17 protein-coding genes and 1 tRNA gene are annotated in these 24,474 nt (G+C 58.7%); 1 reads left to right on the forward strand and 17 read right to left on the reverse strand.

Annotation, left to right across the window (positions count from 1 at the left end):
• Positions 1-96: 96 nt before the first annotated feature.
• The 15 genes from DWY05_RS09245 to DWY05_RS09315 all read right to left on the reverse strand — a co-directional run bounded on the left by DWY05_RS09245 (position 97) and on the right by DWY05_RS09315 (position 19,772).
• Positions 97-1,401: an MFS transporter gene (locus DWY05_RS09245; protein WP_117821388.1), complete on the reverse strand. Its 1,305-nt coding sequence runs from the start codon at positions 1,399-1,401 to the stop codon at positions 97-99.
• Between the two features lie 123 nt (positions 1,402-1,524).
• Entirely contained in the window at positions 1,525-2,823 is a 1,299-nt protein-coding gene (locus tag DWY05_RS09250) for a M20 family metallopeptidase (RefSeq protein ID WP_117821389.1), read from the reverse strand.
• Between the two features lie 116 nt (positions 2,824-2,939).
• Positions 2,940-3,923, reverse strand: a complete 984-nt coding sequence (locus DWY05_RS09255) for a DMT family transporter (RefSeq protein WP_117821390.1) — start codon at positions 3,921-3,923, stop codon at positions 2,940-2,942.
• Between the two features lie 201 nt (positions 3,924-4,124).
• Positions 4,125-6,314: a YhgE/Pip domain-containing protein gene (locus DWY05_RS09260; RefSeq protein WP_117821391.1), complete on the reverse strand. Its 2,190-nt coding sequence runs from the start codon at positions 6,312-6,314 to the stop codon at positions 4,125-4,127.
• Entirely contained in the window at positions 6,315-9,080 is a 2,766-nt protein-coding gene (locus DWY05_RS09265; protein ID WP_233504066.1) for a YhgE/Pip domain-containing protein, read from the reverse strand.
• A 505-nt stretch (positions 9,081-9,585) separates the two neighbouring features.
• Positions 9,586-11,610 carry a molecular chaperone HtpG gene (htpG, locus tag DWY05_RS09270; protein WP_117821393.1) on the reverse strand — a complete coding sequence of 675 codons (2,025 nt, stop codon included), beginning with the start codon at positions 11,608-11,610 and terminating at the stop codon, positions 9,586-9,588.
• A 202-nt stretch (positions 11,611-11,812) separates the two neighbouring features.
• Positions 11,813-12,313, reverse strand: coding sequence for a GNAT family N-acetyltransferase (locus DWY05_RS09275; RefSeq protein WP_117821394.1), 501 nt, complete (start codon positions 12,311-12,313; stop codon positions 11,813-11,815).
• A gap of 39 nt (positions 12,314-12,352) precedes the next feature.
• Complete coding sequence (locus tag DWY05_RS09280; protein WP_117821395.1) at positions 12,353-13,003, reverse strand: tyrosine-protein phosphatase; 651 nt, start codon at positions 13,001-13,003, stop codon at positions 12,353-12,355.
• A 17-nt stretch (positions 13,004-13,020) separates the two neighbouring features.
• Complete coding sequence (locus DWY05_RS09285) at positions 13,021-13,758, reverse strand: CpsD/CapB family tyrosine-protein kinase (RefSeq protein WP_117821396.1); 738 nt, start codon at positions 13,756-13,758, stop codon at positions 13,021-13,023.
• A gap of 2 nt (positions 13,759-13,760) precedes the next feature.
• Positions 13,761-14,417, reverse strand: a complete 657-nt coding sequence (locus DWY05_RS09290) for a YveK family protein (protein WP_055250503.1) — start codon at positions 14,415-14,417, stop codon at positions 13,761-13,763.
• Positions 14,418-14,612: 195 nt separating this feature from the next.
• Positions 14,613-16,037, reverse strand: a complete 1,425-nt coding sequence (locus tag DWY05_RS09295; protein WP_117803628.1) for a cell wall metabolism sensor histidine kinase WalK — start codon at positions 16,035-16,037, stop codon at positions 14,613-14,615.
• A 3-nt stretch (positions 16,038-16,040) separates the two neighbouring features.
• Entirely contained in the window at positions 16,041-16,769 is a 729-nt protein-coding gene (locus tag DWY05_RS09300) for a response regulator transcription factor (protein ID WP_089572665.1), read from the reverse strand.
• 64 nt (positions 16,770-16,833) lie between these two features.
• Positions 16,834-17,709, reverse strand: a complete 876-nt coding sequence (pstB, locus tag DWY05_RS09305; RefSeq protein ID WP_199409619.1) for a phosphate ABC transporter ATP-binding protein PstB — start codon at positions 17,707-17,709, stop codon at positions 16,834-16,836.
• A gap of 103 nt (positions 17,710-17,812) precedes the next feature.
• A complete protein-coding gene (locus DWY05_RS09310) occupies positions 17,813-19,051 on the reverse strand; it encodes a sensor histidine kinase KdpD (RefSeq protein ID WP_117821397.1) in 1,239 nt (412 codons plus the stop codon).
• 25 nt (positions 19,052-19,076) lie between these two features.
• Positions 19,077-19,772, reverse strand: a complete 696-nt coding sequence (locus tag DWY05_RS09315) for a response regulator transcription factor (protein WP_117716623.1) — start codon at positions 19,770-19,772, stop codon at positions 19,077-19,079.
• Between the two features lie 197 nt (positions 19,773-19,969).
• Between DWY05_RS09315 and DWY05_RS09320 the strand changes: the two genes are divergently transcribed.
• The gene (locus DWY05_RS09320) at positions 19,970-21,310 is read left to right on the forward strand and encodes a D-alanyl-D-alanine carboxypeptidase family protein (RefSeq protein ID WP_158558728.1); all 1,341 of its coding nucleotides are present in this window, start codon (positions 19,970-19,972) and stop codon (positions 21,308-21,310) included.
• A gap of 323 nt (positions 21,311-21,633) precedes the next feature.
• On the opposite strand, the gene DWY05_RS09325 is transcribed toward DWY05_RS09320, so the two are convergent.
• Positions 21,634-21,724, reverse strand: a tRNA-Ser gene (locus DWY05_RS09325).
• Between the two features lie 92 nt (positions 21,725-21,816).
• On the reverse strand, positions 21,817-24,258 hold the full coding sequence (locus DWY05_RS09330) for a lipopolysaccharide assembly protein LapB (RefSeq protein WP_117821399.1): 2,442 nt from the start codon (positions 24,256-24,258) through the stop codon (positions 21,817-21,819).
• Positions 24,259-24,474: the final 216 nt, after the last annotated feature.

Raw genomic sequence — 24,474 nt, forward strand, 5'->3', positions numbered from 1 at the left:
TGGCCGCCTTGGAAACCGAATGATGGTACGAGCATCCATTCGGCTTCCAAGGCGGCCACGGACAGAACGGGACGAACAGAAAAGAGCGACGGACGCCTACTCCCCCGCCACGCTCGCGCGCAGCTTGGCGGCGATGGGCTCGGATGCCAGCAGGAACACGAGCATGACCACGGAGCACGCCAAGCACACGATCCAGGTGCTCGCAAAGGAGCCCGTGGCGTCGAACAGCACGCCCGAGACAATGGCGCCCACGGTGCCGCCGACCATCTCGAGCGAGGTGATGGTGCCCGTGACCTTGCCGAGATCGGCCATGCCGAACTGCTTGGAAGCCGCGATCGTGGGCGTGATGGTGCCCATGCACGTTCCGATACCAAAACTCACAGCGGCGACAATAGGACCGAGGTCCGTCGTCGGGAAGCACAGGGCGACACAGGCGATAATGCACGCAACGGAGCCAAGGATATTGCCAAAGCGCAGACCGAAGCGGTCATAGATCGCACCGAGCGAAATCTTGGCGATAACGACGGTGACCATGTAGGCCGAAAGCACAGTACCTGCCCACATGGAATCGTGGCCGCCCGTGACGATCTTGGCGCCGTTGACGGTAACGCTCGTCATGTTGGTGACCTGGTTGGGCAGGATGGCGCCATTGACCAGGCCCATAAAGAGGAAGGCGACGACGAGCAGCCAAAATGCCGGGCTCTTCTTGATACGAGACCAGCCGACGCTAACCTCGGGCGCCGTTTGCTCGTCCTTGTCGCCAGCCGTCGAGACGGACGGATCGCCCGGGTTCTCGCCGAGCGGCTTAAGGCCGATCTCGGAAGGCTTGGTGCGGAAGGAATAGGCCGTGATGGGCAGTGCCGCCACAATGCAGACGGCAGCGAGTACCAGGAACGCAGAGCGCCAGCCCACACTCACGATAAGCGAGCTCACGATCGGCGAGAGAATAGCGCCGCCAAAGCCCGAGCCCGAAAGTGCGATGGAGATGGCAAGGCCTCGCTTGGCGGTAAACCAGTTGGCGGTCACCAGGCTAATGAGCAGACGGGTCGAGGCCACAGCGAAGCAGCCCGAAACGGCAAAGAGCACGTAGACCTGCCAAAGTTCACCCACAAAGCTCATGCCAGCAAGAACGGCAGAGGTGGCGATTACAGTGAGGGAGCCCAAAACGCGGCCGCTTACTTTATCGGCGACATGGCCAATGACAAGTGAACCGATAACGCTCACCACGGTGGAGATAGCGTTGGAGATGTTGTACTGGGCAAGCGTAATCCCGAGGTCGCTGACGATGAGCGGCTGGAACAGGCTCATGCAGTTGACGAAAATCGTGTAGCACGTGGCCATGATCACGAAGCCGGAGGCCACCACGAGCCAGCCGGGGAAGAATTTACGTTGCTGGGACATACTGCTCCTTATTTAACAAACGAATAGCCGGCGCCGGGCGCCGGTAGTGCCCAAGATTGCCTTGAAAGACAAGGGCATAGGCCTTACGGCCATGCCCGCAGGCTTGAAAGGCAAGGTTGGGTGCTACCGGTGGTCGGCGATATAGCCCAAAGCGACGGCGGTATAAGCCGCGGCGCCGAGAGGAAGCTCGGCATCGTTAAAACGTGCCTTGGGATGGTGCTGGGCAAAGTGTTCGTCCGTGTCGGTTACGGCCGCGCCCACGGTAAAGTACGCACTCGGAATCTTGCTCGAGATAAGCGCGAAGTCCTCACTCGCCATGGCATGGAAAAGCGGCAAGAAAGCCGCCTTGGGCAGCACTGCGCCCACGTAGCCAAGCGACGCCTGAGTCATATCGCTGTCGAGCACAAGCGGCGGAACATCCGAAAGCGTCTCGATGGTCGCCGGCGTACGATATGTTGCGGCAACGCCGTTGACGACCTCCGCGATGCGGGTCTTGAGGTGAGCCATGAGCTCAACATCAAAGCCGCGCAGCGTTCCCTCGAGCACGCAGGTGTCGGGGATGACGTTGGCCGCCAAGCCGCCGGCAAACTTGCCAACGGTAAGCGCGACTTCCTTGGCCGCCGGCACCTCGCGGGCGATAAGCTCCTGGAGCGCCAGGTGCACATGGACGCCGGCCGTGATGGGGTCGATGCAGATCTCGGGGCTCGAGCCATGGCCGCCCTTGCCCTGGAGCGTGATGCGGAAACCGTACACGCCCGAAAGCGCCGGGCTCCCATAGAGCACCAGGCCGAGCGGCGATTGGCTGTTAACGTGCATGGCAAAGGCAGCCTGGGGGCGCGGGTTCTGCAGCAGACCGTCGGCGATGGCGGCGCGGGCACCCTCAAAGGTTTCCTCGCCCGGCTGGAACAGCAACTTCACCGTGGCGTTGGCATCGACAAGCTCGGCCTCGCGAGACTTGAGCAGGCGGGCGGCACCAAGCAGGGCCGTCGCATGCATATCGTGGCCGCAAGCATGCATGCAGCCGTTGACAGAGGCAAAAGGCTCGCCCGACTCTTCCGCGACGGGAAGGGCATCCATGTCACCGCGCAGCATGATGACCGTGCCGGCCTGATCGTCCGTGCACGTACCGTTGCCCTGGGCCGCCACGGCCGCACCGGCACCGATGAGGCCCACAACACAGGAGCCGTCGACGAGCGTGGCGAACGGGATGCCCATCTCGGTCAGACGTGCCTGGATATACGCAGAGGTTTGCGGAAGGCAATTACCCAACTCGGGCGTCTGATGCAGATCGTGGCGCCACGCAGCAAGCTTGTCTGCAAAAGCTTGAGCCTCGGCAACAAGACCGTCACCGATAGCGGCTTGCGCTGCCGGGGTGGCCTTGGGCGCTGGTTGCGGTTGAAAATCGGACTGAGCTGGTGCCATAGATGCCCTCCAGTATTATTTGTGCAGCAAACACTTTGATGGTCTAAAGTGCAAGGTATAACTGTAAGGGCGTTACATAAAAAACGCCGCCCCAGGAGGGCAGCGCAACAAGTTGTTTACAATTGCGCGCAATTATTTCGGCGCAAAAAATCGAAATGTGTCTCGCTCAAGATGATCGACAAGAAGATGAGAACGAAACCGGCGAGCAGACGCGAGGTGAGCGCCTCCCCCATCAGCAGCACCGAAAACAACACGCCCGAAGGGGACTCCATCGATAGGAGCAATGAACCCGTCGAGGCCGGGACGTGCGCCAAGCCGACGTTTTGGATGAGCAGAGCCACGCATGTGCAGCCCACCGAGAGAAACGCCATCACACAGATAAAATTCGGCGTCCACACGGACAGAGGCGCCTGGGTCTCGAATAGCAGCGACGAGACCAGGCTTAGGATGCCATTGCCCACAAACATCCAAAACGTGATGACGTTGATGTCCATTTTGCGACCGTACTTGGCGGTCACCGCCATCTGGATGGCGAAGAAGACCGCGCCGCCCAGCGTAATGGCATCGCCGATATTGAACTCGACGCTATCGAGCGCCACCAGGCCAATGCCCGCCAGGCACAGCAATGCGGCGCCCAAGTTGTAACGGGTAAGCTTTTCTCCGCCCAGGACATAGCTCGCAAACGGCACGAGGATGCAATAGGTACCCGTCAAAAATGCACTCTTGCCCGCCGTGGTCTGTGCCAGGCCAATCGTCTGCAAACCGTACGCGCCAAACATAAGTGCGCCCATACCAAGCCCGACGATAAGGTTGCGAGCATTAAAGTGCGCGATGATGCGTTTGTGGAAGATGGCGAACATAACCAGCGAAGCCGGAAGGAAACGAACGTAGATCAGCGCGAACGCCGGAATGGTGTCGAGCGCATCTTTCATGGTGGTAAAGGAATAGCCCCAGATGACCGCCACCGAAAGCAGCAAGAACTTCCAGAAGAACGGAGAACGCGCGCCGGCGCCGCGGGAGGTGCCGCCGGCGCCCAAATCCTCACGGGCTACAGGGCTATCGGGCAAGTTTTCGATTTCATTGGCAGCGTATTGGGCCATGGAACATCCTCGCACTCAATCTGGGCGTGGTGTCCGCACGCGTATGGCTGCGTGCCGCCTCATGGTCAAATAAAAACAGGGCGCACCGGACCCCCGGCACGCCCCGCTACTGTAGCAACAACCGGTGTTGCATCGCAATCCAGCATAATAAAGTATCAAACTGGAAGATCTCGATGTTCCGACGGCGTTTACCTGGCTGAACTAGATCAACTTAGTCGACTCCAGCTTTTCGATGATCCAGTCGTTGGCTTTGATGACCGGGCGGCGGAAGACGACGCCCAGGGCCAGCGACGGAATCAGGTAGCTCGCCAAGATACCCAGCTCAATCCAGTACTCCATATGGTAGGCGCCGGCCATGGCGGCATGCATGGCGTTGATGCCGTGGGTGAACGGCAGGAACGGATAGATCGCCTGGAACACGGGGCCGGTCATCTCGATGGGGAACGTACCGCCCGAACCGCCGACCTGCATGACCAGCAACACGACGGCGAGTGCCTTACCGATATCACCAAACGACACGGTGAGCGTGTAGACGATATTGGAGAACACGAGACTCGCGACCCAGCCGGCAAGTACAAACTGCAGCGGGTTGTCGCATTGGATGCCAAAGAACAGGATGTCGCCCGCGCACACGAGTGTCGCCTGCAGCAGGGCCAGACCTCCAAAAAACAGGTAGCGGCCCAGGTAGATCTCGTGCAGGCGCACGGGGATCAGCTCGTTGATAAGCTCATCGTCAACCGAGACCTTCATCATGGCCGCCAGCACGATCGAGCCGACCCAGAGCGACAGAATCGTGTAGAACGGTGCCATGGCCGAACCGTAGTTGCGGATCGGATAGACCGGTTTGCGGTCGAGCGCGACGGGGCCGGAAAGCGACACGGCCAAACCCTCGGGATCGTTGCCGATCATCGTCTTGATCGTCGCGAGGTCATCCGACATCAAGGCACCGTCGAGCTCGTCCTTAAACGCGCTGATCTTGTCCGACGCCTCGCCCAGCTGATCGGAAGCCTTGTTGACCAGCTTTGCAGCCTTGGAGAGGCCCTTTGCCAGCGAACCGGATGCGTCGGTCAGGCCATCTACGGCGCTATCCAGATCGCCCGAGATACCGTTGAGCGAATCCAGAATGCCCGAAACCGTCTTCTTAAGCTCCTTGGCCTTAACCGAGAACGCGGAATCGTAGTCGGACTTGGCGCCCGAAATGCCCGCCTTGGCATCAGCGATGGCCTGGTCGACCTCGGCACGCGTGCTGTTGACCTCTGCCATGCTGTCAGAAAGGGACTTAGCGGTTGCCGTCAGGTCCTTGGCGTTGTTGCGATACTCCACCGCGATCCTGCTCAGCGATGTTGCCACGGACTTGAGACTGTCCTGGAGCTTTTCGTCACTGACCTGCTCGGCAAAGCCGCGGAGCTGGTCGGCAGTGGCGTCGATATCTTTGGCGCGCGCATTGAGGGCCGCAGCGGCATCGTTGAGTTGGGACACCGTAAGGTCGACATGCTGGTTCGCGGCATCGAACGCCTTCGCGAGCTCGGCGGACACATTGTCGAACGAACCCGTACTTCCATCGATCGCGGCATCGATGGCATCGTTTGCCGCCTTAAGCGCCTCTTTGGAATCATCGATGCCGCTTTTGGCATGTTCCATGAGCTGCTTTGTCGACTCATCGATGGCACCGGTCTGCTTGAGCATACCGCTCGCCGACGTCAACGAATCGGACGTGGAGTTCAAAATGCCCGCCAGCGACGAAGCATTAGCCTGAACGTCTTGCAGGTCCTCAATCGAATCGCCGAGCGTCGAGGACAGGTTGGCGATAAAGTTGCTGACTTGGTCGGTGCTCATGTAATCGAGCAGGCTGGACACCGTCTTGAGACCGATGCTCGTAATGGTCTCGGTAAAAGATTCGTTAACCTGGTTCTGGACGGCGCTCGAGCCCTTCTCGGTCACGATCTGGGCAATGGCGTTGGCCTTCTGATTCTCGTAAAACTCGATATCGGCATGCTTCACGTCGGTCGAAAAGAGCGTCATCATATCGGCACTAAACGTCTTAGGGATAACGACAGCCGCATAGTATGCGCCCGATTTGACGCCCTCGATGGCCTTTTCTCGATCGTTGAGCACAACCCAGTCGAAGTTCTCGTTGCCGCGCAGGGTGGCGGTCACGTTTTCGCCCACGTTGACCTCGACGGGGATCAGATCGCTCTCGTAACCCTCATCGGTGTTGACCACGGCGATCTTAAGATTGCCGGTGTTGCCGTACGGATCCCAGCTGCCGGCGATGTTAAACCACGCGTACAGGCACGGTACGATAATGAGGCCCATCACGACAACCAAGCCGATTACGGAGCGAGACACGTTTTGGACATCGCGCTTAAACAGATGCAGGATGTTCTTCATTTATGCCTCACCTCCTTTGGAGTGCTTGCCGAGCGGGGCGTTCTTTTCATTCATCACAAACGTGTCATCCCCGTTCTCGGGCACATGGACCGCATCGCGATGACCACATTGGTTGACAGCCTGAGTCTTGGGTTCAGACCCCCGCTCGCTCGCATTCAAGCCGAACATGCGACGAGCGGCCGGAATGGCGGCCGTGTGCTCGCGCATCTCGCGGCGCAGGTCCTCATCCGAAAGCGCCGAAATGCGCATCTGGGTGTTGAGGCTCGAGCGGATGTACTCGATATTGATAAGCCAGCCGCAGATGGCAATAACCGAGATGATCCAAATGACAAGCAGGATGATCTTGCCGTTATTGTCGATATCGAGAACCGTCGACAGAACGAAGAGCAGCACCTGCACGCCGACTACAGCGGCGAAACCGCCCTTGATGTAGTACGGGTAGCGATGTTCAAAGGCGACCGCATGGTCGAGCAGTTCGCGACGGTACGAATCGGAATCGAGCATGACACGCATGGCCGTGCGCAGCGAGTAGCGCTGGCGCGGCAGGTCGTTGGACTCGCAAATCATCATACCGGTCGTGGAAAGCTGTTTATCAAAGAGCAGGTTAAGGTTGAGCAGCAGCGGACGCAGCTGCAGGCCGATAAAGAGCGCCACGATCAAGAACACGCCCAGAATGCACAGGTTAAACAGGTAGTTGAACGAATACATGCCGCCGACCGTCTCGCGCAGCAGATTGATGCCGTAGGTAAAGGGTAGCAGCGGGTGCAGCCACTGGAAGAAGCCGGGCATCATCTCGATGGGATACATGCCCGACGAACCCGGGATCTGCACGATGACGAGAATGACGCCGATAGCCTTGCCGATATGCTTAAACGTGGTGGACAGCGCATAGATGATATTGACGTAGGTGAACGAGATGGCGATGCCGCCCAGCACGAACAGCAGCGGACTAACGCACTGTACGCCAATGACCAGATCTCCCACCGTAACGATGATGGCTTGCAACGCGCCCAGGATCACCAGGAGCAACCAGCGGCCAAAGTAGCCTTGGCGCGCCGTAAAGCTGCCAACACCCTCACGGTCGACCTCGAGCTTGTAGATGGCGATGAGCACGTAGCCGCCCACCCACAGCGCCAGATTGGTATAGAACGGGGCAATGCCCGAGCCGAAGCTCTTGACCGGGTAAATTGACTTTGAGGTCAGCTCGACCGGAGATGCCATGAAGTCTGCAACGTCATCGACGTCGACGTCCATCAGGTCGGCCAGCTCGCCCATGGACTCGGAGGTCTGTAGCGCCGCGATGTCGTTGGCGGCGGTTGCGAGCTTGTCCTGGACCTTGGCAAGCGAGGCATCGGTCTGGGACAGCGTGGTCTTGGCCTGACCGAGCGTAGCGTTGAGTTGCGAAAGTGTACCGCGCGCATTTGCAATAGTAGGCGTGAGGCCAGACACGATTCCCGTCAGATCACCCGAGACGGCGGCAAATGAATCAAGCGCGCTCGAGACCTTCGGCAGCGCGTTTTGACCCAGGTCCGTCTGGGTCTGGCCAAGGTTGGTCGCACCGGTCTGAATTGCGTTATTGATAGCATCGCTGGCACCCGAGATAGCCGCGGCGTCATTCGCCATGGCGCTCGATTGCGCAGACAGACCGTCCTTGATGCTCTGAAGCTTTTCATTCTGCTCGCGGAGCAAATCGATGGTCGATACAATGCGCGCGTCAATTTCCTTGGAACCTGTCGACGTGTCATTGACGAGAATTTCCAAGTGGCCGATAACGGCCTTATTGTGGTCAATCGTCGCTTGGAGAGACTCAAGCGAGTTGTCGATACGGGTGGTCGTAGATGTGACCGCACCCGTCAGCTTGCCAATCGCAGCGTTCGCGGAGGCTGACGTCTTGGTGAGCGCAAGGCTGCCTTCCGAGAGAGCCTTGGAGAGCGAGGCGACAGAGTTACCCGCCGTGGCGCGAGCCTCGCCCAGCAGGTCGTTGCCCTGGGAGATCGCCTGCGTCAGCGACGGCGCCTGACCCTGCAGACCGGCAAGTGCTGCATCTGCCGAGGCAATGGAACCACTCGTCTTATCGATGGCGGCATTCATGTCGCCAATCGAACCACGCACCTCGCCCAAGGTACCGGATGCCTCTGATACCGAACCGGCCAACGAATCCTGAGTCTGGGTTGCCTTGTCCTTTAAATCGACTCCGGCATCCTTGGCAATACTGGCAACGGTCTCGCCCACCGTGGAGACGAACTCCGAGTTGATCTGCTCCTCGATGGTGTTTGCACCGGTGTCGGTAACCTTGGGCGCAATAGCGCTCTTCTTCTCATTGACGTAGTACGTAAGCTTGGGCTGATGGTAGTTGCCGTCGAGCATCGAAACCAGGTTATCCGAGAAGTTCTTGGGGATTACGATGGCCGCATAGTACTCACCGCTCTCGACACCCTCTTTGGCATCAGCCGCCGAATCGACGAAGGTCCAGCCCAGCTGATCGTTCTCCTTGAGCCGATCGACGACCTTGTCGCCCGCGTTGAGCTCGCCCACCAGGTCGTTCTGGGTGCCCCGATCGTTGTTGGCGATGGCAATCTTGATGCCCTGGGTATTTCCGTACGGATCCCAATTTGCCACGATGTTGTACCAGGCATACAGCGAGGGAATAACGCACACGCCGAGGGTAACCACCAAGGCGACGGGGTTCACAAGCAGTCGCTTAATGTCGCGCTTAAATATCGCAAAGGAGACCTTTGCATCGGATAGTTTGCTGCCGAGACTCACGCTTGGACCATCCATCCTGTCGTTGAATCAAATCGTACTATCGACAACCATTGTACGTAGGCGCTTTAGCGTCTTAGAGCACAATGGTATCGAGTTTTGCGGGTAGCAATATACTACGAAGATGAGTTAGCGTACAGTTGTACAGTATCTTTAATTTCAGCAGGTCACAAAACCACAGCCTGCACAAATTAGCAGTCCGGATAAATAGTCATTGGGGACGTTCTTAAACGGACTAGTCAAACAAGAACGTCCCCAACGACTAAGGAGTGTCCCCAGGTGCCGGCAGAAAAGGAACGTCCCTAACTGCCGCATCGCCAACGGCTACCAACAACAAAAACGCCGATGTTTTGGCGCAGACAGCGAAAGCCCGCCAGAGCGAGCAAGGTGCCTTGAAACGAGGCGGCATTGACCTTCTGGTCATGCCGCCGAAGTTGAAAGGCAGATTGCCGCTCTGGCGGGCTTGCAGCGTCGGCCGGTCCGCCGTTCGGTAGAACGGCGGAACCGATTACATAAGCTCGCAGACAGCCGCCGCAAAGGCAACGGGGTCCTCGGGGAGGATGCCCTCGACCAGCAGAGCCTGGTCATAGAGCAGACCGGAGTACTGCTTGATCTTGTCGGCGTCGCCCGCCTTCTGAGCAGCGACGAGCTTGGCAAAGACCGGGTGCTTGGCGTTGAGCTCGAGCACGCGCTGGCTCTTGGGCATACCGTCGGGCGCGCCCTCGGGACCCTTCTGGAGCACCTTCTCCATCTCGAGCGAAAGCGGGCCCTCGGTGGTAATGCACGCGGGAGCATCGGTCAGGCGTGCAGAGACGGCGACCTTCTCGACCTTGTCGCCGAGCGCCTCCTTCATGGCGCTAAAGAGGTCCTCGTTCTCCTTGGTGGCGTCCTCGGCCTCCTTTTTCTCGTCCTCGGTCGCCAGGTCAAGATCGCCGGTCGCGACGTTCTTGAGCTCCAAGTGACGATCCTCGACTTCGGGCTCGGCACCGTCGGCCACGGCCTTCTCGGCAGCCTCGCGGGCAGCGTCGTCCTCGTAAAGCTTGGGCATATCGGCGGCAACGTACTCACGCATGGCCTGGAACGTGAACTCATCCACATCCTGCGTCAGCAGCAGCACGTCATAGCCGCGGTCGAGCACGCCCTTTACCACGGGCATCTTGGCCAAGCGTTCACGAGAGTCGCCGGCGGCGTAGTAGATGGCCTTCTGATCCTCGGGCATGTCCTTGGCATACTCGGCCAGGGTAATCATCTTCTGCTCCTTGGCAGACCAGAACAGCAGCAGGTCGGCGAGCTCATCGGCCTTCATGCCATAGCTCGAGTAGATGCCGTACTTAAGGCCGCGGCCAAAGTTCTCAAAGAACTTCTCGTAGACCTCACGGTCGTTGTCACGCATATCCTCAAGGTCGGCGGTAATCTTCTTTTCCACACGCTTGGCGATGGCCTTAAGCTGACGGTTCTGCTGCAGCGTCTCGCGCGAGATGTTGAGCGACACGTCGGCGGAATCCACGACGCCGCGGACAAAGTTGTAGTAGTCGGGCAGCAGGTCGTCGCACTTCTCCATGATCAGGACGTTGGAGCTGTAAAGCGCCAGGCCCTTCTCGTAGTCCTTGCTGTACAGATCGAACGGGGCGCGGCCCGGCACAAACAGCAGGGCATCGTACTCGAGCGTACCCTCGGCGTGGAAGCTGATGGTGCGCGCCGGATCGTCAAAGTCGTGGAACGTAGACTTGTAGAACTCGTCATAGTCCTTCTGCTCAACATCGGAGCTGCGCTTCTTCCAGATCGGTGTCATGGAATTGACGGTCTCGAGCTCCTGGTAGTCCTCGTACTCGGGCTTGTAATCGTCGCCAGCATCCTCGGGCTTGGGCTTCTGGCGGCTCTTGGACACCATCATCTGGATCGGGTAACGCACATAGTTGCTGTACTGCTGAATCAGGCTCTTGAGGCCCCACTCGGTCAGGAAGCGATCGTAGGTCTCGGCCTCGCCGTCGGCGTCGAGCTTCTCGTTCTCGCGCAGCGTCAGGATGACATCGGTGCCGTGCTCGGCGCGCTCGCCGTCTTCGATGGTGTAACCCTCAAGACCATCAGACTCCCACACGTGAGCGGTGTCCTCGCCATAGGCGCGGCTGACAACCTTTACGTGGCTGGCAACCATAAAGGCAGAGTAGAAGCCCACGCCAAACTGGCCGATGATGTCGACATCGGAGCCCTGTTGCTCGGCGTTCTCGGTCTTAAACTCCTCGGAGCCGGAATGGGCGATGGTGCCCAGATTGCGCTCGAGCTCCTCGGCGGTCATGCCGATGCCGTTATCCGAAATCGTGATGGTGCGGGCATCCTTATCGAAGGAGACGCGAATGGCCAGGTCGCCCTGATCGATCTTGACGCTCGGGTCCTGCAGGCTCTTAAAGTTGAGCTTGTCGACGGCATCGCTCGCGTTGGAGATAAGCTCGCGCAGGAAGATTTCCTTATTGGTATAGATGGAGTTGATCATGAGGTCGAGCAATTTTTTGCTCTCGGTCTTAAATTGACGCATGTGCAGTCCTTTCGCGCTACCCCCGTCCGCAAAAACGGCCCGGTTGCCCGAGCCGCATCGCAGACCTGCTATGTTCAGACTTAGATTTTATAACCCATTAGCGCGCATATATACATACGGAATCGAAAAACTGTATGTCCGAGCGCTCCAATGCGCCAATTGGCAAGGAGTGTCCCAAACTGCCGGCAGAAAAGGAACGTCCCTATCTGCCATCTACGCGCTTGGCCATCCAGGCATGGGGCTGGCCCTCGTCTTCGTAGTCCACCGGGGCAATCTGCGCGTAGCCCGCCTTGGCATAGAGCGGCAGCACGTATTCCTGCGCATGCAGCTTAATAAGCTTAGCGCCGGCATCGCGTGCACACGCAGCACTGGCCTCGACGATCGCACTCGCCAGTCCGCGACGACGCATAGCCGGCAGCACGGCGACGCGCCCCATAATGTAGGTCTCCCCCGCCGCGACGCCTTCGTCCAAATCGCACGCCGGCGACACCGGAGCCTCTGTGTCAGCCGCGCGCTCAAGCTCTTCGGGAAACACGCGCGAGCAACCGGCAAGCCCGCCGTCTACATAGAGCGTCACATGAATGCAGTCAGAAGCCTCATCGATCTGGTCGAACTCATTCTCGTAGCCCTGCTCGTCCATAAAAACGACGCGGCGCACCAACGCCACGTCATCAAAGCATCCCGTCTTAAGTTGGATATCCATGGCTGCCCTTTCATTCAATGCGAACGTTAGGGACAGATTTTAGCGAAAATGAGCTCCGCGCACGCTAAACTTCGCGCGAGCCTTCGCCAGGCAGTCGTAATGACCCACGTTATGGGCATCGCTCGCGATGAAGCTGTACAGGTTCTGGTCGAACAGGCGCTGTGCCGGCTTTTTCTCGCGACCAAAGCGACCGCCGGCAATAAAGTCCGCCGAAGCCTGCAGCTTGCAGCCCATATCGACCAGGCGCTCCGCCACGCTTACATCCTTTTGAACCGCACGATAGCGCTCAGGATGAGCGATGATCACCTGGTAGCCACGGCACCGCAAATCGTAAATCGTGTTCTCGTACTCTCTAAACGCATACGCATCGGCATGCGTCGAAAGCTCGAGCAGAAACTCGTTGGTCCCATCGAAATGCAAGTGATCCGCGGCATCGATACCAAGCTCAACGAGCTTTCGATGGTTGACCTCGAAGCCCATTTGGAGCGGAAAACCGTCAGCGTTATCGCGCAGCAGCTCAAAGGCATCCCACATCTTGTCGTAATCAAAATAGGGATCACGGCAGTGAGGAGTGCAAACGATTCTGGTTACACCGGCCCGCTTGGCAGCCTCGAGCATCGCCAAGCTCTCTTCGAGATCGGCGGCGCCGTCGTCTACACCCGGCAAGATATGGCAATGAATGTCACGCATAGGTCAGCCTTAATCAACTAAACGTTTGCTCGGTTGGTGAAGATGCCCTTTTTGGAAGTGCCCTGATCGTCGGAGCCCTTCTTAACCTTCTTACCGTCCTTGGTGTAGTAAGAATAGTAGTACTCGCTGGTCTCGGTCTCACAGTAATTCATGACGGTACCGATGAGCTTGACCTTCTCGGACTTCTTAAGCTGACCGATGGCGTTGAGCGCCTCTTCGCGCTTGGTAAAGTCCTCGCGCACCAAGAACAGCGTGCCGTCGGTCAGGCTGGCAATCTCGGCAGCATCGATGAAGGTGCCGACCGGAGGAGCATCGAAGATGACGTACTGGAACTTGGCGGACAGTGCCTTTACCAGCTTGGCAAAGCGATGGGAGACGATGATGTCGGCAGGATTGGGAATGTGCGGCTCGGCATCGAGGAAGTAGAAGTTCTTCTGACCCGTCTCGACAATTGCCTGGTCAATGGAAATCTGCTCGGAAAGGACCGCATAGAGTCCGCCGCGCGAACGAACGCCGAGCATATCGGAAAGGGACCTGCGGCGCATATCGGCCTCGACCAGGAGCACGGACTTGCCGCTCGTGGCGATTGCCTGAGCAAGGTTAATGGAAACCGTAGACTTGCCCTCGTTGGGAATCGAGGAGGTAACGGTGATGGTGCGAATGGGTTCGTCCACGCTCGCAAAGCGGATGTTGGCCAGAAGGGTCTTGGCGGCATTCTGTACAACGAGCTTATCGGTGTTCTTTGCCTTAGCCATGCCTATTTACCACCTTTCATAGCCGGAATTCGGCCAACAACGGGAATACCCAGGAGCTCTTCTGCCTCTTCGGCACCGCGGATGCGGGTATTGAGCATGTCTGCCAAAACGACATAGGCAACTGCGATAAAGATACCGGCGAGGAACGCGACGGCAATATACAGGGTGCGCTTGGGGCCGCTGGGGGCTTCGGGGGTCTTAGCCTCGTCGATAACGTTGATGCTCTGGGCAGCGCCGACGTTCTGAGCGACCGTACTCACCGAGCTGGCAATGGCCTTTGCGACCTCAGCCGTCTCCTTGGCATCGGTGCCGGTAACCGAAAGCGTAATGACACGCGTGGTGGTCTCGGAGGAAACAGACACCTTGTAGTCATCCAGATCGGTGAGGCCCAGTTCTTTGGCGGCGCCGCTCTTAACGCTATCGCTATCCAGCAGCGTGGCGATATCGTTGGAAAGCATCTGGCTCGCCGAGAGATCGTTGTAGCTCATCTGACCGCTATCGTCGGTCTTGGCGAGAATGTACATGCTCGTCGTCGCGGTATAGGTGTTGTCCATCGCAACGAAGGACACGATGCCCATGGCGATCGCGCAGACCACCGGAAGGGTGATGACCAGCTTGAGGTGCTTCTTCAGCAGCTGGAACAGTTCGAGAAGGGTCATGCAGCTTGCCTTTCATTTCCCCAGTTCGGATTGACAAAACTGTCCGTATGTTATCGCATCTTTTTACCGAGACCAAACTCTATACATAAGAAACAGGCTCTCCTGTAAAAATGTCGGAAGCAATCGTAAAATTGCACAACAACGCCGCACCCGAAAGTCAAATGCGGCGTCTACATCAATATCTATGTTGTATCGCTATGCGAATGGCTCGTCCTGCTGTATGGGAAACGTCACCGTAATGGTGGTTCCCACGCCCAACTCGCTCGACAGATCGAGCGTGGCGTGATGATACAGGGCCGCATGCTTGACAATGGCAAGCCCCAAGCCGGTTCCGCCGCGTGCCTTGGACCTACTCTTGTCCACGCGATAAAACCGCTCAAATACCTTGCCCTGTTCTTCAGGCGCGATACCGATTCCCGTGTCGGCGACAGCGAGGAACGGATGGCCTTCGTCGTTGGTGCCGCACTGCAACGTAACCGTACCGCCGGGTCGATTGTAGCGGATGGCGTTGCTTGCCAGATTATAGATGAGCTCGTCGATCAAGCGCGACACGCCTTCGATGACCACAGGCTTGGTCTCATGACTTATCGTCACATTCGCCTGACGGGCAACCTGTTCAAGACGCTGCTCAACCGCATAGATGGCACGAGAGAGCTCAATAGGCTCCGTGGACCCAATGGGCACCGCCTCGCCCTCAGTCGCACGCTCGGCCTCGTCCAAGTTAGACAGCGTAAGGATGTCGTTGACAAGCGCTGCCAAGCGGCCCGCCTCACGATAGATGCGACCGCCAAAGTTGCGCAGGTCGTCCTCGCCCTCGACCATGCCATTTGCGATGAGCTCGGCATAGCCCGAAATCGCCGTAAGCGGCGTCTTGAGCTCATGGGTGATATTCGCCGTGAACTCGCGGCGCATACGGTCGTTGTCCGCTAGCACCGCCATTTGGCGCTTGAGTTCCTGGCGCTGCGACTCGATACGCTCAAGCATGGGGACCATCTCGGCATAGGCGTGCTCATAGCTACGGCGTGGGTGATCCAAATCCACCTCTTGCAACGGCGCGATGATGGCACGGGACTCACGGCGCGCCATAAAAAACGAGAGTACTGCACCCGCTGCTGCGATAAGCAGCATCGGCGCCAGCATCGACAGCAAAATCGCCGCAACGCCAGGCTGGGCCTGCGCCAAGCGAACGACCTGGCCGTTATCAAGGGTGACGGCGCGATACAGCATAATCTCGTCGAGTGTAGAGCTTGCGCGCTCCGCGGAACCCGAACCACTCTCAAAGGCCTCGATGACCTCGGGGCGATCGCCATGGTTGGGCAGTGTGGAAGGCGACGCCTCGTTGTCGTAGGCAACAGATCCGTCCTTATTGATCAGCGTGATACGAAGATCCTCGCGATCGAGGCTCCGCAAGAACGGAATGGGCTCCTGCTGCTCGTCGAGGGCGGCAGCAATGAGCTCGGTTTCCTGCGCCAGATTGGCACTCGTGGCATCCGCCAAAGTGTTTTGCACAAAGAACGCACCCAGCACCGTAAACGCCACGATAACTGCCATGGCGCAGACAAAGATCGTCACAAAAACGCGGTGCGACAGCGTATGTTTTCCCTGGGGGGCGAAGACCACGGGTTACTCCTCAGATGCGGTGGCCGCGGTGTCGTCGCCTTCGGCACCATCACCGGCAGAAGGCTCGGCCAAGCGGTAGCCCACGCCGCGCACGGTCTCGATGGCGCTGGCATGCTCGCCCAGTTTTTGGCGAAGCGTCTGCACGTGCACGTCGACGGTGCGCGAACCGCCGTCGAAGTCCCAGCCCCACACGCTCTGCAGCAACGACTCGCGGGTAAAGACCACGCCGGGCTTGCGCATGAGGTACTCGAGCAGGTCGAACTCGCGCAGGGTGAGCTTAAGCGGCTCGCCGGCCACGGTCACCTCGCGATGGCTGGGCGAAAGCACGATGTCGCCCACGCTGAGCACATCGCTCGCTTGCTTGACCATGCCGCCGCGACGCAGCAGTGCGCGGCAGCGGCTCGCAAGCTCCATGAGCGAAAACGGCTTAGTCAGGTAATCGTCGGCACCGCCATCGAGCGCCATCACCTTGTCGAGTTCGGTGTCCTTGGCGGTAAGCATCATGATGGGCACCGTCGCCGTCAGGCGATCGGCACGCAGGCGACGCATAATCGCCAAGCCATCGGTGTCGGGCAGCATGATATCGAGCAGCACAGCATCGGGCACCCGTCGCGCCACGGCAGCTTTAAACTCGCCATCGCACGAAAAGCCCTCGGCCTCGATTCCCTGCTTGCGCAGCGCGTAGACTGTCAAATCCCTGATGTTGTCATCGTCCTCGACGTAATAGATCATGTTGAACCCCTTTGCGGCCGATATGACCGCATCTTAACCCTAAAGGCACCTGTAAAAGACAGCGTCAGCCAAAACGCCCCGTCAAATAATCCGCGGTGCGCGGATCGGACGGATTCTTGAAGAGTTGCGCGGTGGGCGCGTGCTCCACCAGCTCACCCAGCAAAAAGAACGCAACCGAATCGGAAATACGCGCGGCCTGCTGCATGTTGTGCGTCACGACCACCAGCGTGCAGGTCTCCTTGAGCTCGCAGGCAAGCTGCTCCACCACGAGCGTCGACACAGGGTCGAGTGCCGAGGTCGGCTCATCCATCAGCAGAATGTCGGGCTGCACGGCAAGTGCGCGGGCGATGCACAGGCGCTGCTGCTGTCCACCCGAAAGACCCAGGCCCGTCTCCTTGAGCTTGTCCTTGACCTCATCCCATAGCGCAGCGCGACGAAGGGAGTCCTCGACCAGCTCATCGAGGACGGCGCGGTCGCGCACACCCATACCGCGAGGACCGTAGGCGACGTTGTCGTAGATGCTCATGGGAAACGGGTTGGGGCGCTGGAACACCATGCCCACGCGCTGGCGCAAACGGCAGATGTCGTAATCGCCCAGGATATCTTGACCATCGAGCGCAATCTTGCCCTCGATGCGGCAATCCTTGATGCCGTCGTTCATGCGGTTAAAGCAGCGCAGCAACGTAGACTTTCCGCAGCCCGAAGGCCCGATGAACGAGGTGATCTGCTTGTCGCGGATCTTGATATTCACGTCCTTGAGCGCATGGTGGTCGCTATAGAACAGGTCGAGGCCCTCGACGTCGATGCGCGTCGGCGAGGCGGCAAGATCCTCTGCCGTGGGGCGAGTCGCGTCCCCAACCTCGCGCTCATGCGCGGCCTCGGCCTGCGCTTCCATGAGTTCTTCAAGCTCCGTGGGCTCCACAGCCGCAGCAGCCGTCATACCGCATACCTCCATATCGATATCAATTCAGCAGTATCGATAGTAGGAATCGCGGCTCATACGCACGTGAGCACATTGTCAAGTGTTTGTAAGGGCACACTGGCTATGCGGCGGGCAGCTCGATGGTGAATATCGTGTGTTCGGGCGTCGATTCACATGCAACGGTACCGCCGTGTGCCGCGATGATCTCCTTGGCAATAGCAAGGCCCAGGCCGGCACCACCGCGATTGGTCGCACGCGCCGCATCCAGGCGATAGAACTTCTCAAAGATCACCTTGAGCTTAGCCGCAGGGATAGGATCACCCTGATTGATAAAGCGCACGCGCACGCCGCCATCGTCTTGGCGCCTGGCCTCAATCGTGATAGTCGAGCCCTCATAGCTATAGGCGACGGCGTTTTTCATGATGTTGTTGAACACGCGGGCCATCTTGTCGCCATCCACGAGCACCGTCAGGTCCTCGCGAATATCAACTTGGGCTTCCTTATGCTGCTCGCTGAGGATGGGATAGAACTCGTCAGCCACCTGAGCCAGCAGCAACCCCAGATCAACATAGCCGCGCGTGAGCACGATATCGTGGAAGTCAAAGCGCGTGATATCGAAGAACTCTTCGATGAGCGCATCGAGCCGGTGCGCCTTGTCGAGCGCCACGCCCGTAAAGTGTGAACGTTGCTCAACCGGCAGCTCAGGAGCCTCTTGCAGCAGCGAAAGATAGCCCACCACACTGGCAAGCGGGGTGCGTAGGTCATGTGCCAAATACGTGACCAGATCGTCCTTGCGATGAGACTCGTCACGCAAGGCCTGTTGCACCTTGCGCTCGCGATCGCGCACACGGTTGAGTACGCCCTCGACCTCCAGGAAGTCGCCGTCGATGTTGTCCCAGGTGTCGGGGTGATCGATCAGGCGATCTTGAATACGAGCGGCCAGCACACAATCGGCATGCTGCTCGCCCTGCTCGTAGCCCTGGTAGTACAGGGCGCGGCCGCAAAAGAACAGCACGCACACGGCAAACGCCAGCACAAAGCCAAGCATGTTGAATACAAAGCCGGCATCGAACAGCACCGGCCCTTCGATGCCGCTGAGTGCCATGGCGCCAATCGCCAACGTCATGGCCCACGCGGCACCGCCAATCACCACGCAGCGGCGTACGATTTCAAATCGATCGATCAGCAAAAAGCCGACAAGCAGCACCGCCAAGATTCCAGCGATGTTATCGATGCCAATCAGCAGCAGGCTCAGCAAAAAGAGCAGCACCGTTGCAAGCGCGCGGTTGTCGACGACCGACCTCACGTATTCAAAGAGTCGATCGGACACCTCGAATGCCTGCCTATCGTCTTTTGTCATATCCACTTCCCCACCATCAAAGGCGTTATTCGATTATGTAGCCGACGCCCCAGACGTTTTTGATAAAGCGCGGCTTTTGAGCGTCGTCACCGATCTTTTCGCGCAGGTGGCGAATGTGCACCATCACCGTATTGTTGGAGCCGGGCATAAAATCCTCGTTCCACACCGCGCGGAACAGATCCTCCACGGCCACCACACTGCCGCGATGCTCGACCAGATACAGCAAGATGGAATACTCGATGGGCGTGAGGCGAACCGGCGCACCGTCCACCGTTACGGAACGGGCATCGCGGTTGATCTCTAGGCCGTCGAACTGGATGGTCGGCGACTCGGCCGCCTGTGCACGGCTACCGTAGCTGGTGTAGCGACGAAGCTGAGCGTGCACGCGCGCGATGAGCTCCAGCGGGCGGAACGGCTTAACCACGTAATCGTCCGCGCCGAGCGAAAGGCCCTCGATCTTGTCTTGCTGGGCATCGCGCGCCGTCAGCATGATCACGGGATAGGTATGGCTGGAACGGATCGTACGCAGCAACTCAAGCCCATCGATATCGGGCAGCATGACATCCAGCAGCGCCAGATCGAACTCCTGCTCCAAGATTGCCTTGGCAGCATCGGCCCCGCTATAGGCGACCTGTACGTCAAAGCCTTCTTTTGTAAGGTAGATACCAACCAAGTCGGCGATGGCCTTTTCGTCATCAACTACCAAAATGCGCTCGTTCATGCGTGCTCCTCTCGCGCTCCATTATGCCCGAGGGGGCGCATGCCACACACAACAAGCGTGGGTGATTAAGTCGGCCTTAAGCACCCTTGTGCCCGTTCGGGCGCGGATGTGGGCCACGCACGCACGCGATGATCGCCGACACCGGCAAACGATATACTCTAGTTCCAGAAGAGACCATCCCGTCGAAAGCGAAATCTGTGAAGTCCCTCACCTCTTTTGCAAAGCGCTCAGCCCAGCTTGCCGCCGGCTTTGTCTGCGCTATCGCCCTTGCCGCTGGCGTGCCCACCGTCGCCGGCGCCCAAGTGCTCACGACCGACAATGTCTGCGGCAAAACCGCCGATGCGCGCGGCATCACGGCCGAAAATCTGCCCGATATCGATGCGACCAATGCGCTCGTCATGGGCAAAGACGGCACCGTCTACTACGGGCGCGGCGCCGATGAGCAGGTCAAAATCGCCTCGATCACCAAGGTCATGACCGCAATCCTAACCGTCGAGAATTGCAAGATGGACGAGAAGGTCACGGTGAGCAACGCCGCAGCCACCGTGGGTAATTCGACCGCCGGCTTGCTCGAAGGCGACGAGCTTACCGTGGAGCAGGCACTGCGCGGCCTGATGATTCCCTCGGGCAACGACGCCGCCGTCGTGCTCGCCGAATATGTGGGCAAGAAGATCGAGCCTAAGACCAAAGACGCCGAGGCCACATTTGTGAAAGCCATGAACGAGCGCGCTAAGAAGCTCGGCTGCACCGGTACGCTTTTTGAAAACCCGCATGGTCTGGACTTTGATGAGTGGGCTGGCGATATGCACTCAACCGCACACGACGTAGCGATGATGATGCAGGAGGCCATGAAAAACGATACGATCCGCGAGGTCGTAGCGAGCGAGGATTCCTGGATCGAGGTCACGGGCGCCGACGGCACCGACCATTCGCATTCCATGGACACGCATAACTATTTGCTGGGCCAAGATGGCAACATTGGCGGCAAGACCGGCACCACCGACGACGCGGGCTACTGCTTCACGAGCGCCTACAACCGCGACGGCGACGAGATCTACACCGTCGTTTTGAACTCCACCACCACCGACCAGCGCTTTACCGATACCGCCACCCTTGCCAACTGGTACTACGGTCACAAGGTGACGGTCGCAATCGCCAACACACAGGAAAAGACCGCCAACGGCAACCCGCTTATGGCGCGCATTGGTCAAACCGACTGGACGGATAAGACGATCGACGCCACACTCGCCGATCCTACGGCGCAAGCGACCGTGTTTTCCCTTGCCGGCGAGGTGACCGAAAAGGTTAGCTACGACGATCTTTCGGGCACGGTGCATGTGGGCGACAAGGTGGGTAGCGTCACGCTCAAGCAGGACGGCACCAAGATCGCCGTCATGGACCTGGTTGCCGACGAGGAAGGCGCAGGGCCGAATCCCATTGAATGGCTACTCGTGAAGCTCGATCGCTTGGGCCGTCGCATCGACAACCGCCCGCTCACGGCAGAAAGCGAGACCGTCGCCAAGGCGCCCGAGGTGTAGGGCCGGAGCGATTTCACATCGAACCAAATGAGGCGTCCAACGGGGCGCCTCATTTTTGAGGGTTCGAATCCCCAGTGCCCTTTCTCGATAATAAAAAAGGGCCCCCAATGGGACCCTTCTTTAAAGTTAAACTGGCGGAGAGCTGGGGATGTCCGGGCATGCTGCGCATGCCCTCCGGCTTCAAAGCCTGGCGGCTTTTCGCCCACGGGCTACAAACGCTTTCGCGTTTGCTTAACGCCCGTGCCCTCTCGGGTTCGAATCCCCAGCTAACGCTCTTGAAACTAAAAAAGGGCCCCAAATGGAACCCTTCTTTAAATTTAAACTGGCGGAGAGCTGGGGATTCGAACCCCAGATGCCCTTTTGGGGCATACTCGCTTAGCAGGCGAGCACCTTCGGCCTCTCGGTCAGCTCTCCGTAACAGCCGTTCTATAGTAACCAAACAGCCAAGGATGAGCAAGAGGAAATTTTCTAATTGCCTAGCAGCCTTTCCTTCTTGAAAGCTTCGCCTACCCCAGCGAGCGGTTGAGGGAGCCGAGCTCGTCGTTGCCCATGGTGCGCCACATTTGGAAGATACAACCGCGCGCTAGGAAAAAGAAACCGTTGTCGACCAGTTGCACAGCGGCATCTGCCAGCTGATTCGTCACGGCGGACACTGGCGGCAGCTCGAGTCCAGCCTTGTGGATGGTCTCGACCGCTTCCTCGAACGTCGGAGGCTCGCTGACGCCCATCTCGTTCATAAGGCCCTGCATTTCTTCCAGCGCGCTGCTGCCCGACTCCTCGCCGCGCGGCACCAGACGGTAACAAGCCAGCGCCAGGTCGAGCTGATCGCAATTCCAATAGGCAAACGCCAAGCGATAGAACAGGTAGCCGATTGCAGAACGATCGCTGGCAATACGTAGGCCGTGGCGCGCCACCTCGATAATCTCGTCAAAGCGCTCCAGACGCGCGAGCACGTTGATGAGCGCAAAGTGCGACTGCATGGACGAGCGCGCCAGATCGTAAAGATGGCGCACCTCGGGCAGTGCTCGTTCAAAGTCCTCTTGCTCGGCGTAAAAGCTGCAGATCTCGTGCTGGGCAAAGTACAGCGCATCGGGCGCACGAAGGATTCGCACAGAGCGGTCTTCTTCCAACACCGGTAGCACCATGCGCACCAGCTGGTTATCGCAAAACTGCGTTTGAACCGGACCTGTCGCCAAAAGCTCGGCGACGGCGCACTTAGCCTCCAACTCCTCAACAAGACGGGAAAAGCCTTCAAAAGCACCTGTACGGTCGACTTTTGCCTGCTCGCGCAATTCAACAACACGGGCCACGTATGGGTCGTCGTCCTCTTCCATGACCTCCAACTCGTCAGCCGTATCGGCAAGCAGCAGATCGCGCAGCGCCGGCGGCAGCGTGCGATGATCATCACGCGGACGAGCATGAACCTCCGCCGGCTCAATCGTCTCCGGAGCGGTTGACTCATACGCCTCAAGTACACGCTTGCACGGCATATCGTCCATGTCCATGCTCTCAAGATCCTTGGCGACAGGCACGCAATCGGCCAAATAGGCCGCGCGCCCAAAGAAATACGTTGCGACAACGCGCTCGCCCTGCTCACTGTCGGGAGCAGCAATCTGCACATAGCAGCGCGTGATGCAGGTGCCCGCGGCAAAACACGCTGCTGCAAGCGTGAGTGCCACGCGCGCATCGTGCTCCGCGGCCCAGATCGCGCGCGTGTCCTCGTCCAACTCGCGCCAGGCGTCATCTTGAGCGTCGTATTCACGTTGCGGCATGGCATCAACGACAGACTGCCCAAACCGAACGAGCATGATCCCCTCGGCAACGTTTGTCCGATAGGTATAGTCGAGCCGCGTGACCACGTTAAGTGCCTCGACAATACGCGCGAAGCGGGTACGCACATCCCACTCACCGCCCGGCTGACAAGCCACCGTTCCCGGTTTGGACCACGGGTTGTCGCTCGAGGTTGTATCGAGCAGTCGGGGAACATCGTTGGTCGTCTTGGCGATTTGCCACGAATCAAAGAGCGCACAGCCCTCAAGGCTCGGCGAGGATGCCGCAGGGACCAATCCGGCCCCGATGTGCTCAAGGATGCCGGAGAGACGGTTGAGACGGCACTCGATGGCGAGCAGCGTGTCAATCTCGTCCTGGTCCAGCAGGCTGCGATCAAAATTGAGATAGAAAAGCTTTGAGCGATCGATGCGAGCCAGGCTCATCTCGGACTTAGCGGCAATGGTGCGCAAGCGGGGCAAGTCAATTTCACTCATAAGGGCGGCGGCATAGCGCTCGATACCGCTCGGATTCTCGGCATGGTCAACGCGGTAGAGCAGCGTCTCGATAGCATCGGGGAGCGGTGTCGTGTTAAAGCCCAAAAACACCTCGACCGGCTCGGGCAACTTTACGAGCTTGATCTTGTCGACAACGTTTTGCATACCCTCGTCGAGTCCGTCGGCGTCCGCCATGCTCGCAATGGTATTTTCGGAGTCAGCGAATATCACGTAGCGCAGAAACATCGATGCCATGAACTCGCCGTAAGGAAGGGCGCGGGTTGAATTCCATGTCTCGTGATCGGACTGCTCGCGCATGGGGCCTTCGGGAGAGCCGGCAGTTTGCGCGCACGCGCGCATTGCACCGTTGGCTCCCCTTACCATAATCTCACCAATACTGGAATCCGACTCATCAAGGACCAGTTCCATGTCGGGATCGTTCGGCAGCGGAGCCTCGCTAACGGGGCGGTCCACCTTGTACACCTCACCCGAAACGCTTACGTAGCCCAAAAGCGACACATGGCTTTTGCCAACGAATTCGACGACATAACAAGATTCATGCTGATCCTCGCCAAAGAGTTTCCAGACCACGCCATATGAGCGTCCCGCTGGCTGCTCGGGCATCGCCGGAAAGCGCTTCTTGGGATCGAGAAACCTGAGCTTGTATGTCGGACGCTCTGCCACGAAATATCACCCTGATCGGTCGCTTGAAGAAGGAGTGGTCGCGGATGGGCCGCGACATCTACTCGGAATCTTACACGAGTCGACAGGAAATCGTCCCTTTGGACGAAAGCACTCAAGCTGGCGTAAAAGACAAGCTCCCGTTGCCGGGAGCTTTAATCTCAAATGGTGCGGCGTATAGGATTCCGCGCATCCGCTGCGCGGATCCGCACCGGCTTC

The organism is Collinsella sp. AF23-4AC, assembly GCF_003462685.1.
Classification (GTDB): domain Bacteria; phylum Actinomycetota; class Coriobacteriia; order Coriobacteriales; family Coriobacteriaceae; genus Collinsella.

Excerpts from the sequence above, each read along its gene's own strand:
- htpG (WP_117821393.1), bottom strand. The coding sequence starts at position 11,610 with ATGCGTCAATTTAAGACCGAGAGCAAAAAATTGCTCGACCTCATGATC.
- DWY05_RS09275 (WP_117821394.1), bottom strand. The coding sequence starts at position 12,313 with ATGGATATCCAACTTAAGACGGGATGCTTTGATGACGTGGCGTTGGTG.
- DWY05_RS09285 (WP_117821396.1), bottom strand. The coding sequence starts at position 13,758 with ATGGCTAAGGCAAAGAACACCGATAAGCTCGTTGTACAGAATGCCGCC.
- DWY05_RS09290 (WP_055250503.1), bottom strand. The coding sequence starts at position 14,417 with ATGACCCTTCTCGAACTGTTCCAGCTGCTGAAGAAGCACCTCAAGCTG.
- DWY05_RS09255 (WP_117821390.1), bottom strand. The coding sequence starts at position 3,923 with ATGGCCCAATACGCTGCCAATGAAATCGAAAACTTGCCCGATAGCCCT.
- DWY05_RS09245 (WP_117821388.1), bottom strand. The coding sequence starts at position 1,401 with ATGTCCCAGCAACGTAAATTCTTCCCCGGCTGGCTCGTGGTGGCCTCC.
- DWY05_RS09300 (WP_089572665.1), bottom strand. The coding sequence starts at position 16,769 with ATGATCTATTACGTCGAGGACGATGACAACATCAGGGATTTGACAGTC.
- DWY05_RS09310 (WP_117821397.1), bottom strand. The coding sequence starts at position 19,051 with ATGACAAAAGACGATAGGCAGGCATTCGAGGTGTCCGATCGACTCTTT.
- DWY05_RS09260 (WP_117821391.1), bottom strand. The coding sequence starts at position 6,314 with ATGAAGAACATCCTGCATCTGTTTAAGCGCGATGTCCAAAACGTGTCT.
- pstB (WP_199409619.1), bottom strand. The coding sequence starts at position 17,709 with ATGACGGCTGCTGCGGCTGTGGAGCCCACGGAGCTTGAAGAACTCATG.
- DWY05_RS09315 (WP_117716623.1), bottom strand. The coding sequence starts at position 19,772 with ATGAACGAGCGCATTTTGGTAGTTGATGACGAAAAGGCCATCGCCGAC.
- DWY05_RS09280 (WP_117821395.1), bottom strand. The coding sequence starts at position 13,003 with ATGCGTGACATTCATTGCCATATCTTGCCGGGTGTAGACGACGGCGCC.
- DWY05_RS09250 (WP_117821389.1), bottom strand. The coding sequence starts at position 2,823 with ATGGCACCAGCTCAGTCCGATTTTCAACCGCAACCAGCGCCCAAGGCC.